Genomic DNA, 14,220 nt, shown 5'->3' on the forward strand with positions numbered 1-14,220 from the left:
GCCGGGGCGGTCGCCCCGGCGCCTGGACCTTCGGTACCGGAACCCGCGGTCCCAGAACCCGCGGTCTCGGGACGCGCGGCGGCCGGATCGGTCGGGTCGGTCATCGCCTACTCCTCCGTGATGGACTCGGCCTCGGCCTTGTCCTCGTCGTCGGGCTCGTCCGCGTTGCGGGCGATGGCCAGGAGCGAGTCGCCCTCGGCGAGGTTCATCAGACGCACGCCCTTGGTCTGCCGGCCGGCCTTGCGGACCTGCTTGGCGAACGTGCGGATGACGCCGCCACTGGACGTGATCGCGTACAGCTCGTCCTGCAGCTCCACGATCGTCGCACCGACGAGCTTGCCGCGCTTGGGATCGAACATGAGCGTGAGTACGCCCTTGCCGCCGCGCCCCTGGGCCGTGTACTCGCTCAGCGCGGTGCGCTTGGAGTACCCGCGCTCGGTGGCCACCAGCAGGAAGTACTTCTCCTGGTCCGACGTGTCCGCACGGACCACGGACATGCTCAGCAGCGCGTCGCCGTCGTTGAACCGCATACCCATCACGCCGGACGTCGCGCGCCCCATCGGGCGGAGCGTGTCGTCGTTGGCGTGGAAGCGGATCGACTGGCCCTTCTCCGACACCAGCAGCAGGTCGTCGTCCGGTCCGGCCAGCGCGGCGCCGACCAGCTCGTCCCCGTCGCGCAGGTTGACGGCGATGAGGCCGCCGGAACGCGGGGAGTCGTAGTCCTCGAGCCGCGACTTCTTGACCAGTCCGTTGCGGGTGGCCAGGACGAGGTACGGCGCGTCCTGGTAGCTCTTGATCCGGATGACGCCGGCGATCCGCTCCTCCGGCTGGAACGCCAGGAGGTTGGCCACGTGCTGGCCGCGGGCCGTGCGGTTGGCCTCCGGGAGCTCGTAGGCCTTGATCCTGTAGACCCGGCCCTTCGTGGTGAAGAACAGCAGCCAGTCGTGCGTCGAGGAGACGAAGAAGTGGCGGACGATGTCGTCCTGCTTGAGCTCCGCTCCCCGGACGCCCTTGCCGCCGCGCTTCTGGGCGCGGTACAGGTCCGTCCGGGTGCGCTTGGCGTACCCGGTCTCCGTGATCGTGACGACGACGTCCTCGCGGGCGATGAGGTCCTCGTCGGTGACGTCTCCGTCCGCGGGGATGATGCGGGTCCGACGGTCGTCGCCGTACTTCTCGACGATCTCGCGCAGCTCGTCACCGACGATCGCGCGCTGACGCTCCGGCTTGGCCAGGATGTCCTTGTAGTCGGCGATCTCGAGCTCGATCGCGGCGAGCTGATCGATGATCTTCTGGCGCTCCAGGGCCGCCAGGCGGCGCAGCTGCATGTCGAGGATCGCCTGCGCCTGGTCGTCGTCGATCTCGAGGAGGTCCTTGAGGCCCTCTCGGGCGATCTCGACGGTCTCCGACCGACGGATCAGGGCGATGACCTCGTCGAGCGCATCGAGTGCCTTGACCAGACCACGAAGAATGTGGGCGCGCTTCTCGGCCTCGTCGAGCAGGTACTGGGTGCGCCGGACGATGACCTCGACCTGGTGCGCGACGTACAGACGCACGAGATGGTTCAGCGCCAGCGTCCGCGGGACACCGTCCACGATGGACAACATGTTGGCGCCGAACGACGTCTGCAGCTGCGAGTGCTTGTAGAGGTTGTTCAGCACCACCTTGGCCACGGCGTCACGCTTGAGCGTGACGACGATGCGCAGGCCGACGCGGTCCGAGGACTCGTCGTCGATCTTCGAGATGCCGGCGATCTTGCCGTCGCGCAGCTGCTCGGCGATCGACAGGATCATGTTGTCCGGGTTGACCTCGTAGGGCAGCTCCGTGATGACGATGACCGTCCGGTTGCCCTCCTCCTCGATGGAGGTCTTGCCCCGCATGCGGATCGAGCCTCGACCCGTGGAGTAGGCGTCCTTGATCCCCTGGTCGCCGACGATGTAGCCGTGCGTCGGGAAGTCCGGGCCCTTGATCCGCTCCATGCACGCCGCGAGGGTCTCCTCCTCGCTGGCATCCGGGTTGTCCAGGCACCAGTAGATCGCCTCGGCGACCTCGCGCAGGTTGTGCGGCGGCATCTTGGTGGCCATACCGACGGCGATACCGCTCGAGCCGTTGACCAGTAGGTTCGGGATACGCGAGGGCAGGACGACCGGCTCGGACGTCTTGCCGTCGTAGTTCGGCTGGAAATCGACGGTGTTCTTGTCGATGTCCCGGACCATCTCCATGGCCAGCGGGGTCATCTTGCACTCGGTGTAGCGCATGGCCGCGGCGCCGTCGTTGCCCCGCGAGCCGAAGTTCCCCTGCCCGTCGACCATCGGGTACCGCATGGCCCACGGCTGGGCGAGACGCACGAGGGTGTCGTAGATCGCCGAGTCACCGTGCGGGTGGTAGTTACCCATCGTGTCGGCGACCGGCTTGGCCGACTTCACGTAACTACGCTCGGGGCGGTAGCCGTTGTCCCACATCGCGTACAGGATGCGACGGTGCACGGGCTTGAGCCCGTCCCGCACATCCGGGAGTGCTCGCCCGACGATGACGCTCATCGAGTAGTCGATGTAGCTTCTCTGCATCTCGGCCTGGATGTCGACCGGCTCGATCCGGTCGTGGCCCCCGGCCTCGGGCGGCAACGTCGTGTCCGTCATGGGCTCCTCTTCTGTCGCGCTCGAAGCAGCGCCACCGGGCACGCTTCGACCCCACCAGTCTATAGGGCCAGCGGAAACGCAGGGTCGGGCGCGCGGGGGTGCCGGGTCAACAACCCACAACGGCGCCCGCTACCGCGCCGGTCGGAAACCGCGCCTCGTCACCGGGACCGGCCCGGCCCGGCAGCGGTCTGCCGTCCCGCGGCACCTCGCGCGCACCGGGGCCGCCTCCGCGCTCCCCTGATGGCGCACCGCGCCGGATCCGGACGACTCGTTTCGAGGTCGATCGCGGACGGTTCCCCCCGATCCGGTGATGTCGATCACCCTCTGGTCGAACGGGCGCCGCTCCGAGGGCGGCAAACGTACGACAAAGCTGACTCACCGTCCAGTTCTCAGTTCGGCCGCCGTCTTCTCAGCCGGCTGAGCGCCTTCCGAAGAGCCGAAGTAAGGGTGTTTTTAGTGTGTACACCGTGATCACAGCACGTTGGACACATTCTGCCCCCTGTGACGCGTCCGCAAACCGAGGCGCTCAGGTACCCGTTGGTGATCGAACGTTTAAATAAAGACTGGCTTATAGTGAAGAGATTTTCTTGGGAAAATGTCGGGCCGAGACCGTTGTGCGGCCCTGTCACCGGGCGCACACTTTCCCTGTCGCACGGAGCACCGTGCGAGGGGATCGGGGCGAGAGTCCTGATCCCCGGGGGGACGCCGCCACTCCCGAGGGGGATCGGGAGTGGCGGCACTACAACAGGGATGAATATGTTCAACACCGCTGCGCGCGGTGGCTCGAGCTGGGGGCTCTCGCCTCTGCAGCGATCGGGTCTCCGCGCGGTCACCGCTCTCGCCGTCACCGGCGCCATCACCGCTCCGCTGGTGGGTATCGCCACCGCCCAGACCGGGTCTCTCGGATCATCGGGATCAGGTGGGTCCACCCCGCCCGCGTCGAGCACGACGCCGACCTCCAGCACCACCCCGACCACGACGCCACCGCCCTCCGCCGTCCAGGCGACGGTCGAGCTCCGTGTCCTGGTCCTCGACGACGGGAACTTCAGCGGCGAGGCGTTCGCCACCCGGCTGGCCGCCGAGGGCGTCGAGGTGGACCGGATCAACGTCACGGCGCCCGGCCGGCAGGCCATCACCCGGGCGATGCTCGCCGACGACGCGACCAAGACCGCACGCTACATGGGCATCGTCTCCGTGGCCGCCGATCGCACCGGGCTGACGCCGGCGGAGAACGCGGTGATCGACCAGTTCACCGCCGACTACGGTATCCGCGAGGTGTCCGCGAACGTCACGCCGGTAGCGGAGGTCGGTCTCGTGCCGACCACCAGCGGCACCAACTTCGACGCCACCACCGCCACCCTGACCGCGGGAGCACTCTCCGGCGAGTGGTCCTACCTCGACGGCCCGGTGCCCTTCGAGGATCTGAGCTCGACGGTGGCCGAGTCGTGGGGCTACGCCGCGACGCCGGCTCCCGGTGCGCAGTTCGTACCCCTGCTGACGGGACCGTCCGGTGGTGCCGGCGTGATGATGGGCGTCCACACCCAGGGCACGCGCGAGCGCCTCGTGATGACCGTCGCGATGAACCAGTACCAGCACCACTTCAAGGCGCTCTCCCACGGGATCATCACGTGGCTCACCCGCGGCGTGTCGACGTCGCTCTACCGCAACGTGTTCAACGTCCAGGTCGACGACGTCTTCCTCGCCGACGACGAGTGGAACCCCGCCGGAAACTGCACGTTCGGGGTGAACTGCGAAGGTGAGCCCGAAGACGGGGCCCTCACCGAGTCCCGCATGGTCGCCGCCGACGTCGGCGTGGCCACGAGCTGGGAGAACTCGAACGGCATCGAACTCGACATGACCTTCAACGCCTTCGGCGCACGCAGAGGAGACGGGCTCACCGACGCCCTGCTCGCGGCGAAGAACCAGCTGCGGTGGATCAACCACACGTGGGACCACACCAACCTGGACGGCCTTGACCAGGCGGAGATCACCGCGCAGATCCAGCAGAACATCACCTGGGCGCGGGACAACAGCGTCCCACTCAACCCCACCGAACTGGTCACGGGTCAGCACTCGGGCACCGCATCGGGTCCCGCCAAGGCCGACAACCCCGCGCTCGCGTCGGCATTGGACGCCACCGGAGTCACCTGGATCGCCGGCGACGCGTCGGTCGAGCCGAACCAGCGGCCGCTCGGAGACGCGCTCACGGTTCCTCGCCACCCGATGAACATCTACTACAACACCTCGACCAAGGAGAACGCGGTCGACGAGTACAACTGGATCTACACCAGGTCGAATCAGGGCGGTTCCGGGACCTGCGAGACGAACGCCGCCTCGACCTGTCTCGACGCTCCGCTGCCCCTGGAGACCGGGTTCGACGAGTACATCGTCCCGCAGGAGGCCCGGCACGCGCTGAGCCACGCGCTGAGCATGGACCCGCGGCCGCACTACGTCCACCAGTCCAACATCACCGGAGACCGCATCCTCTACCCGGTGCTGGACGCGATGGTCCGCGACTACCGCGCGCTGTTCAACGACCGGTCCGCGCCGCTGCGCAACCCCTCGCACGCCGAGCTGGGGCGCGAGATGCAACGGCGCGCCGCCTGGGCGGACGCGGCGGACTCCGTCACGGCGACCGTCCGCGGCTCGACGCTCGTCATCGAGAACGACGGTGCTGCCTCCGTCGAGGTGCCGATCACCACCCGCAGCGGCTCCGCCTTCGACGGCGAGGCCTACGCCGGGTCCAAGTCACGCTGGGTGACGGTCCCAGCAGGCGGCGAGGTCACCTTCGAGCTCGGAGACGACGTCGGGTTCCTCACGCCGGATGAAGACACGGAAGAGCCGGCGGTCGCCGCCCGCGCTCTCCCGCGAGTCGCCAGGGCCGCCGCGGCCCCGTCGCCCGGTCAGAACTCCGTGGTCGTCCCGCCGATCAATGACGCCACCCGCGTCGGCGCCGTGGGCGAGGGCCCGTCGGCGAGGGGCTGACGACATGCGTATCGCCCTGATCAACGAAGGCACCTACCCGGTCAACACCGGCGGAGTCAGCACCTGGTGCGACCAGCTGGTGAGCGGGATGCCGGACCACACGTGGGAGGTCGTCACCCTGACGGGCGGCAGCCGCACACCGATCACGTGGACCGTTCCGAGCCAGGTCAGGTCCACGACCCTGTACCCGGTGTGGGCGCCTGTCCGAGCCGGACTCCCCGAGAGCCAGCTCCTCACCCGGCGGAGGCGGGCCCGCGTGCGGGCCGCCCTCCGCGACCTCTGGGCGGCGATTCTGCCGCCCGCCGAGACCATCACGGTCGCCGACGGCACTGTGCGCCACGACCCGGCCCTCCTGGGCGCGGCGCTCCGCGAGCTCCTCGCGGCCGGCGGCGGTGACCTCTTCCGACTCCTGGGGTCGGAGAGTTCCGCCGAGGCCCTGCTCGACGCGTGGTGGGGCCACTCCCCCGCGCTGGACCGGTCCGCCCGGCTCAGCGTGGGGGATGCGGTCGAAGCCGCCACTCTCGTCGATCGCACCCTCTGCGCCACCGACGTCCGATTCGGCGACGTCGACGTCGTCCACGCCTCCTCCAACGGCAGCGCCGCGTTGGTCGGACTCGCCCGTAAGTGGCGGGACGGCGTACCACTGATCCTCACCGAACACGGCGTCTACCTGAGGGAACGTTACCTCGCCCTGGCGGGCACCCAGCTCGGCTGGTCCGCCCGCTACGCCGTGTGCACCGCGCTCCGGGCGTTCTGCGTCCTCGTCTACAGCGAAGCCGACCTCCTGCTCCCCGTCAGCGACTTCAACGCCCGGTGGGCCGTCCGCCTCGGTGCCGACCCGGCCCGGATCCACACCGTCCGCAACGGTGTGGACGTGTCGACGATGACCCCGGTGGGCCCCGAGCCCGAGATACCCACGATCAGCTTCGTGGGCCGGATCGACCCGCTCAAGGACCTCGAGACACTCGTGCGTGCCTATGCACTGGTGAGGCGGGAACTACCCGCCACGCGGCTGCGGATCTTCGGGCCGTGCCCGACGGGCAACGCCCGGTACAAGGAATCGATCGAGGAGACCATCGACGAACTGGGGGTCACGGACGGCGTCACGTGGGAGGGGCCGACCGCCGGACCCCGGCCCGCGGTCGAAGCCGGCTCGATCGTCGCCCTGTCGTCGGTGTCCGAGGGCCTGCCCTTCACCACGATCGAGGCGATGATGTGCGGGCGAGTCACCGTCAACACCGACGTCGGAGGCGTCTCCGAGGCGGTCGGTCGGGACGGCCGGTTGGGCGGTCTGGTTCCGCCGCGAGACCCCGAGGCCTTCGCGGAGGAGTGCCTCCGGTTCCTCACCGACGACCGGCTCCGAGAGCAGACCGGTCAACGTGGCCGGGAACACGCTCTGGAATCGTTCGCCCTGTCCAGTTGCATCGACACCTTCCGGGGCTGGTACGAGATCGCCGCCGGCATCCACAGCGACCACTTCACCGGTGGCGCTCTCGAGTACATCGCGAGCGTGGCGTCATGAGCGAGACCTTCCTCATCCCCGATCCACCCGGCCGCTCTCCCCGGCACGCGAAGCCGCTGGTCGTCGCCGCCGTTCCCGCCGAGGCCCACCAGGGTCTCGTCGGGCGCGCGGTCGACCGGTTCGACGTGGCCGCCCACCTCGAGGCGTCCGGCTTCGGCGACGCGCTCGCCCGGCGGCACGGTGCTCACGACGTCTACGAATACGCCCGTACCCTCCCCGCGCTCGCTCCCGGAGCCGCGGAGACCGCCATCGTCCGTCCTCGCGTCCGCCGCGAGGGGTGGGTCCGAGCACTCCTGCTCCTGGCCGGCGCGGTCGTCATGGCGCTCTGCGCACCCGCCGCGATCGGCGTCGGCGCCGATCTGTCGATCGCGATCGTCGCTACCGGCCTCTCCGGCTGGGTGCTGGGACAGCTCCTCGGATTCGTCACGTGGCGAAGAGCTGGCCTAGGGGATCTCGCCGGTGCTGCCCGCATCTCGGTCGGCATCGCACTGCTTCTCGCGGCTCCTCTCGTCGGCGTCGTCACCGCGGCGACCTGGTACCTCGGCGACGCACCAGCCCTGCCCACCGCCGCACTCTGCGGCGCGTGGACCCTGTACGCCGCGTCGTTGACCCTCATCTCCGTACTCGGGGGTCTGCGTCTGCTCACCGTACTCGCCGCGGGCTGCGCGGCGGTCGCCGTCGCCGCCACCTTCGCCGGCGCGGCGCTCGTGCCGATCATCACTCTCGGGGTCCTGTCCCTCGGCGGCGCCCTGCTCGCCGCCCGGACCTACCGGATGACCACCCCACTCCCGCCGGCGTTGCCCAGCCGGGACGACATCCGCGCGGCGTTCGACGGCACCTGTCAGGCCGCTCTCATGTCGACCGCGCTGCTCCTGGCGCTCAACCTCGCCGATTCCGACGACCGGATCCCGCTGTCCATCGCGGTCATCCTCGCCGCCGCACTGTGCGATCCGGCGATCGAGGACCTCGGCATCCGGCTCAAGTCCCTGTCCTACCGCTCCGGCCGCTGGCGGTTCGTCCTCCGCGGCGTCCTCGTCCGCACCCTCATCTACCTGGCGGTCATCGCACTGGCGACGCTGTCCGCGACGTGGATCGTCGACCAGATTCTCGGCATCGCGGAAGACCCCGCATCCGGACTCGTCCCGGACATCGTCGTCCTCTGCGTCGTCGCCCCGGTGTTCGCCGTGTTCGCCTTCGGTTCCGCGATCGTCCTCCGGGCCGGCCGCGTCGCCGAAGCCGTCTGGATCTCAGCCCTCGCCTGCATGGGATTCGCGACGCTCCGCTTCGGACTACCGGTACCCGTCGGGGTCGCCATGCTGTGCGGGGCCTGCCTGCTCGCGGTCTACCACGCCGTCTCAGCGGCTCTACACCCCCACAGCTGGTGAGCACGCCACGCGCGGCGGTGCCGCTGTACCTCCACCCCGCATACGATCGCGAACTCTGGGAGCAGGTCCTGCATCCGGGTGCCGCCGACCTCGTCGTCGTCAACGTCGACTCCGGTCCCGGACGCGCCACCGACCCGATCTTCGCCGAGGCCCTACGCACCACACCCGTCGACGGGGGCCCGACACTCCTGGGGTACGTCGACACCGACTACGGGCGGCGCAGCCTCCAGGACGTCCGCACCGATGTCCGCCGCTGGCGGGAAGAGTACGGCGTGACCTCGGTATTCTTGGACCAGGTGGCGTCCGGCATCGGGGCCGACGGGCACCTCGACGCCCGGGTCATCGTGCCCCTGACCGGGCTCGTCCACGCGCTGCGGCGGGACGGCGCCCGGGTCATCGCGGGGAACCCGGGCACCGTCCCCCACCCGTGGATACTCCGGCTGCTCGACATCACCTGCGTCCGTGAGACCGACCTCGAGACCCACCTGACCGACCCCGGCGAATTACCGGGGGGCGTCGACCCGTCGCGGGTGTGGCACCTCGTCTACGACTGCCCACCCGAGCGTGCCCGGGAGGCCATCGACCGGTCCGCCGAACTCGGCGCCGGCTACGTGGGCCTCGCCTCCGACGCGCTGCCCCACCCGTGGGGATCCGTCGAATACCTCAACCCCGACGCCGCACCAGTCAGCAGCTGCGGTTGACGTACCCGCGCTCGCCCCGGGGCACCACGTCCCGGTCACGCAGGAGCACCGAGATGCGATCACCGCGGAGACGGCACGCCGTCTCGAACGCCCGGGTGCCACCGTCGGAGTACTCGATCTCGATCACCCGGTCGCCATAGGCCGCCAGATAGCGATCACACTCCGAACCCCGCTCCCACGAGTACAGCTGGCAGTCCTCAGCGACGGCGTAGTCGAAACCGATCCGACCGATCTCCTCGTCCGTCAGCTCCGCCGCGTTCTTCTGCGCGACAGCGAGGCCCCGGGCGTGCGCACGGTCAGCCAGCAGCTCCGCGTACGCGACCGCGTCCGCCCTGGTCAGGCGGCCCCGCGATCGCGTCCAGGAGTCGAGATTGTCCGGCTCCACCGCGCGGAATCCGCGGTCAGCGCAGTCGGCCAGCCACCCGTCCACGATGGCTGCCAGTCGCGACCGTGTGGCGTCGGACGAGATGTCCAGCAGCGGTTCGTCCCACTCGGCGTCCTCGATCACGTCCCCTCCGAGGCCGCGCAGAACGAGATCAGCGTGCTGACCTCTCCACGCCGAGGCCTCGTCGGATTGTGCCTGGAACGCGTTGAGGTAGCAGACCGAGTAGACACCGTCGACCGGCGGCTCCGAACGATCGCGGATGACCACCCCGACGTCAGCGGCGGGCGGGTACGCGCCGCCGATCTGGTAGTCGACCACCGCGCCCGCCGGCGGCGGCTCGACATCGGGCACCGACAGGCCACCGGCGCCCGGCTGCGCGTCAGCACCCGGCTGCGCGTCGGGGTTCGTGCCGGGGGCCGGACCGGTCGCGACCGATCCCTGGCCGAGGACCTCGCTGCCGCACCCGGACACGACGAGCGCGGTAGCGCACGCCAGGGCGACGACGGCCCGACCGACGCCGGTCACCGTGGTCTGTCTCACGCGGCAATCATGCCACCATCGCGGCGGCACGATCGACCTTTACCTCGACGTCCCGTCAGACGTCCAGGAACCTCACATCACGAGCGTTGCGGGTGATGAAGTTGCGGCGCGCGTCCACGTCCTCACCCATGAGGATCGAGAACAACTCGTCGGCCGCCGCGGCGTCCTCGAGGGTGACCTGCCGGAGAGTGCGGACCGACGGGTCCATCGTGGTCTCCCACAGCTCCTTCGGGTTCATCTCGCCGAGGCCCTTGTAGCGCTGGATGCCGTCGTCGACGTTGATCTTGCGCTTGTTCTCCAGGCCGATCTTGAGGAGTTCGTCGCGCTCGCGGTCCGAGTACGCGAAGTCCGGCTCGCCCTTGCTCCACTTGAGCTTGTACAGCGGGGGCTGCGCGAGGTAGACGTACCCGTTCTCCACGAGCGGCTTCATGAAGCGGAAGATGAGCGTGAGTAGCAGCGTCGCGATGTGCTGGCCGTCGACGTCGGCGTCGGCCATCAGCACGATCTTGTGGTACCGCAGCTTGTCGATGTCGAATTCCTCGTGGATGCCGGTGCCCAGCGCCGTGATGATGGCCTGGACCTCGGCGTTCTTGAGGACCTTGTCGATCCGCGACTTCTCGACGTTGATGATCTTTCCGCGCAGCGGCAGGATCGCCTGGAACATCGAGTCGCGACCGGACTTGGCCGAACCACCAGCCGAGTCGCCCTCCACGATGTAGAGCTCGGACTTCGACGGGTCCTTGGACCGGCAGTCCGCGAGCTTGCCGGGCAGTCCACCGATGTCGGTCGCCGACTTCCGGCGCACCATCTCGCGGGCCTTGCGGGCGGCGACGCGTGCCTGACTGGAGGCGATGGCCTTGTTGACGATCACCTTGGCCTCGGCGGGGTTGGCCTCGAACCAGTGACCGACGTGCTCGGCCACCTGCCGCTGGACGAAGCCCTTGACCTCGGTGTTGCCGAGCTTGGTCTTGGTCTGCCCCTCGAACTGCGGGTCCGCGATCTTGGCGGAGATGACGGCCGCGAGACCCTCGCGGATGTCGTCACCCGTGAGGTTGGGGTCCTTCTCCTTGATGAGCTTCTTGTCCCGGGCGTACTTGTTGACCAGCGAGGTCAACGCCGCACGGAAGCCCTCCTCGTGGGTGCCGCCCTCGTGGGTGTTGATCGTGTTGGCGAAGGTGTGGACGGACTCCGAGTACCCGGAGTTCCACTGCATGGCGACCTCGACCTCGTGACCGGTGCCCTTGCCCTCGAAGTACAGGATCGTCGGGTGGATCGCGGTCTTGGACTTGTTGATCGCCTTGACGTAGTCCTTGAGGCCGTCCGGGTAGTGGAAGGTCCGCTTGCGCTCGCGGATCTTCTCGGGCTCGGCCGCCTCGGCTCCGTCACCGGCGCTCTCGACGAAGACCTGCTCGGCGTCCACGGCGCTGGCCAGATCCGAGCCCTCGTCCGAGCCCGGTGCGGAGTCCGGACCGACGCCCTCGCTGTCCGCGATCGCGTCGAGCTCCGCCGCCTTCTCGGCTCGCGGCCGACGGTCGGTCAGTGTGATGGTCAGTCCCTTGTTGAGAAACGCCATCTCCTGCAGGCGACGGGCGACGATGTCGAAGTCGTACTCGGTGGTCTCGAAGATCGACGGATCCGCCCAGAAGCGGACCTTGGTCCCGGTGCCCTCGGCGGGCCCGGCGTCGACCAGCTCCGCCGGCACGGCCATGTCGAAGTCCTGCTTCCACAGGCGACCGTCGCGCTTGATCTGTACCTCGACGCGGGTCGACAGCGCGTTGACCACCGAGATGCCGACGCCGTGGAGACCACCGGAGACCGCGTAGGAATCCGAGTCGAACTTGCCGCCCGCGTGGAGCTGGGTCATGACGACCTGGACGGTGGGCATGCCCGACTCGTGCATCTCCACCGGGATGCCGCGGCCGTCGTCGATGACCTCGACGCCACCGTCCTCGAGAAGGGTGACATTGACGCCGGTCGCGTGCCCCGCCATGGCCTCGTCGACGGAGTTGTCGACGACCTCCCAGATCAGGTGGTGCAGACCCCTCGGCCCGGTGGAGCCGATGTACATACCCGGCCGCATCCGGACGGCCTCGAGCCCTTCGAGGACAGTGATCGATGAAGCGCCGTATTCCTTGGCTCCGCCGTTGTCGGCCGTGCTCCTGGCGTCCGCCACGTGCGAACTCCTCGCGTCTCGGGGGTCTGGGACCGGCCCAGTCTACCTGCGGGAACCGCCGCGCGGGCCGCGGGCACGCCCGGCCCTCACCCGTAGGTGTCCCGCGGGCCGCGACCCGACACGTGGAGCGGGCCCTTCCGCCAACTCGGTTTCTCCGGCCCCTCCACCTTCAGCCGACGGACGTGACCCGGTCCCATCGCGGCGGCGATCTTGCGGAGGATGTCCGCGGACATCAACCGCAGCTGCGTGGCCCACGCGGTACTCGACGCCCGCACGTGGAGGATCCCCTCCTCCAGACGCTCCGGCGTCGCGTGGCTCGAGACGTCCTCGCCGACGATCCGTCCCCACTCGGCGAACAGCCGTCCGGTGGCGACCTTGTCGTCCCATCCGCGTTTCTTGGCGACCTGGCCGACGAGCCGCCCGAGCGGCTGGGGATCCCACGGATCGGCGCCGGCACCCGTCCAGCCGCGCTTGCGCAACCGACGTCCCGCGCCGACCGGGCCGGTCCGTCCGCGACCGACCTGTTTGCCTTCCGCACGGGCCTTCGCCCTGGCCTCCTCGAGCGCCTTCTTGGCGATGTCATAACCACGTTGTGGCTGGTCAGACGGTGTTATGCCGTCCCGTCCGGTCCCGCCCGTCATGTCGGGTCCCCACTTTCCGTATCGGTGTTCTCGTCGTCGTCGCCCTCGTCATCCCGGGGTCGTGACAGCGTCATCCCGGAGTGACGGTCCCGGCCCTCGCCCGTCATCACGACGTCATGACGCACGCGCCGCAGCCCGGCCGGGACGTCCTCCCCGACCGCCGCGGTGATGAGGACCTGCTCGACGCCGGCGGCCACATCGGCGAGCGCGGCGCGGCGGTGGCGGTCGAGTTCGGCGAACACGTCGTCGAGGAGGAGCACCGGCTCGGCACCGTCGGCGCGGAACAACTCGAGGGAGCCGAGGCGCAACGCGAGCGCGAACGACCACGTCTCGCCGTGGCTGGCGAACCCCTTCGCCGGCTCCTCTCCGAGGGTCAGGAGGAGGTCGTCGCGGTGCGGCCCGACGAGCGACATGCCGCGGTCGATCTCGTCGCGTCGCCGCCGACCGAGCTCCGCGAGGAGCACCGCCTCGACGAGTTCGGGATCGGTCAGCTCGGACTCATCGGGGGTGTCGGCGACGCGGAACCGGTAGGCGAGATCGGCCGGGCGGGACTCGGGTGCCAGCCCGCGATAGGCGTCGACGACGAGGGGGCGCAGCTGCCGGAGGAGGTCGATCCGACCGGCCACGAGTCTGGCCCCGAGTTCGGCCAGCCGGCCGTCCCACACGTCGAGGGTGTCCAGCACCGCGGCTGATTCCTCGGGCCGGCCGCGCCGCAGCGCACCTGACGCGGACTTGAGCAGCGCGGTGCGCTGACGCAGCACGGACGAGTACTCGGCCAGGTCGCCACCGAGCGAGGGACGGCGTTGGACCATGAGCTCGTCGAGCAGCCGACGCCGCTCGGCTGGCTCGCCGCGCACGAGGGCGAGGTCCTCGGGCGCGAAGAGGACGGACTGGACGACCCCGAGGATGTCGGAGAGTCGGCGGCACGGTGAGGTGTTGAGTCTCGCGCGGTTGGCCTTGCCGGAGTTCAGCGCGAGTTCGACGGTGAGTTCCCGCCCGGCGTTGTGGGCGAGTGCGCCGACGAGCGCGGTCCCGGCACCCGTCCGGATCATCGGCGCGTCGCCCGCGACGCGGTGCGACCGGAGGCTGGCCAGCACGCCGATCGCCTCGAGGACGTTGGTCTTCCCGTGGCCGTTGCGGCCGATCAGCGTGGTGACCCCCGGCTCGAGATCCAGTTCGAGCAGCGGCCAGGAGCGGAAGTCCAGGAGCCTGAGGTGACGCAGGTGCATACCGGATCGGTCCCGGGTCGCGG

Annotated in this window: 9 protein-coding genes; 4 read left to right on the forward strand and 5 right to left on the reverse strand. The window is 69.5% G+C overall.

The genetic code is table 11. The features are described 5' to 3' along the window. Positions 1-107 precede the first annotated feature (107 nt). Entirely contained in the window at positions 108-2,636 is a 2,529-nt protein-coding gene (gyrA, locus tag HMPREF3086_RS04565) for a DNA gyrase subunit A (RefSeq protein WP_007631466.1), read from the reverse strand. Between the two features lie 756 nt (positions 2,637-3,392). Here gyrA and HMPREF3086_RS18880 point away from each other — a divergent pair. Genes HMPREF3086_RS18880 through HMPREF3086_RS18415 form a run of 4 tightly spaced genes read left to right on the forward strand, consistent with a single transcriptional unit; the run spans position 3,393 to position 9,229 of the window. Beyond that, a complete protein-coding gene (locus tag HMPREF3086_RS18880) occupies positions 3,393-5,621 on the forward strand; it encodes a hypothetical protein (RefSeq protein ID WP_070720403.1) in 2,229 nt (742 codons plus the stop codon). Between the two features lie 4 nt (positions 5,622-5,625). After that, positions 5,626-7,143 carry a GT4 family glycosyltransferase PelF gene (gene pelF, locus HMPREF3086_RS04575; RefSeq protein WP_168169052.1) on the forward strand — a complete coding sequence of 506 codons (1,518 nt, stop codon included), beginning with the start codon at positions 5,626-5,628 and terminating at the stop codon, positions 7,141-7,143. Further along, a complete protein-coding gene (locus HMPREF3086_RS18885; protein WP_070720407.1) occupies positions 7,140-8,528 on the forward strand; it encodes a hypothetical protein in 1,389 nt (462 codons plus the stop codon). Before pelF ends, HMPREF3086_RS18885 begins: the two co-directional genes overlap by 4 nt. After that, entirely contained in the window at positions 8,525-9,229 is a 705-nt protein-coding gene (locus HMPREF3086_RS18415) for a spherulation-specific family 4 protein (RefSeq protein ID WP_168169053.1), read from the forward strand. Before HMPREF3086_RS18885 ends, HMPREF3086_RS18415 begins: the two co-directional genes overlap by 4 nt. Here the strand turns inward: HMPREF3086_RS18415 and HMPREF3086_RS04590 are convergent. From HMPREF3086_RS04590 to recF, 4 genes are all read right to left on the reverse strand, one after another. Then, complete coding sequence (locus HMPREF3086_RS04590; protein ID WP_070720411.1) at positions 9,213-10,154, reverse strand: endo alpha-1,4 polygalactosaminidase; 942 nt, start codon at positions 10,152-10,154, stop codon at positions 9,213-9,215. The two genes, HMPREF3086_RS18415 and HMPREF3086_RS04590, sit on opposite strands and share 17 nt — an antisense overlap. A 55-nt stretch (positions 10,155-10,209) precedes the next feature. Further along, positions 10,210-12,327: a DNA topoisomerase (ATP-hydrolyzing) subunit B gene (gyrB, locus tag HMPREF3086_RS04595; protein WP_070720412.1), complete on the reverse strand. Its 2,118-nt coding sequence runs from the start codon at positions 12,325-12,327 to the stop codon at positions 10,210-10,212. Between the two features lie 86 nt (positions 12,328-12,413). Beyond that, positions 12,414-12,968, reverse strand: a complete 555-nt coding sequence (locus tag HMPREF3086_RS04600) for a DciA family protein (RefSeq protein WP_061228206.1) — start codon at positions 12,966-12,968, stop codon at positions 12,414-12,416. Next, the gene (recF, locus tag HMPREF3086_RS04605) at positions 12,965-14,197 is read right to left on the reverse strand and encodes a DNA replication/repair protein RecF (RefSeq protein WP_070720414.1); all 1,233 of its coding nucleotides are present in this window, start codon (positions 14,195-14,197) and stop codon (positions 12,965-12,967) included. Before recF ends, HMPREF3086_RS04600 begins: the two co-directional genes overlap by 4 nt. Positions 14,198-14,220: the final 23 nt, after the last annotated feature.

The organism is Dietzia sp. HMSC21D01 (assembly GCF_001815995.1).
Lineage (GTDB): Bacteria > Actinomycetota > Actinomycetes > Mycobacteriales > Mycobacteriaceae > Dietzia > Dietzia cinnamea.

Coding starts and splice junctions, on each gene's coding strand:
- HMPREF3086_RS04600 (WP_061228206.1), bottom strand. CDS start 12,968: ATGACGGGCGGGACCGGACGGGACGGCATAACACCGTCTGACCAGCCA.
- HMPREF3086_RS18880 (WP_070720403.1), top strand. CDS start 3,393: ATGTTCAACACCGCTGCGCGCGGTGGCTCGAGCTGGGGGCTCTCGCCT.
- gyrA (WP_007631466.1), bottom strand. CDS start 2,636: ATGACGGACACGACGTTGCCGCCCGAGGCCGGGGGCCACGACCGGATC.
- pelF (WP_168169052.1), top strand. CDS start 5,626: ATGCGTATCGCCCTGATCAACGAAGGCACCTACCCGGTCAACACCGGC.
- HMPREF3086_RS18885 (WP_070720407.1), top strand. CDS start 7,140: ATGAGCGAGACCTTCCTCATCCCCGATCCACCCGGCCGCTCTCCCCGG.
- recF (WP_070720414.1), bottom strand. CDS start 14,197: ATGCACCTGCGTCACCTCAGGCTCCTGGACTTCCGCTCCTGGCCGCTG.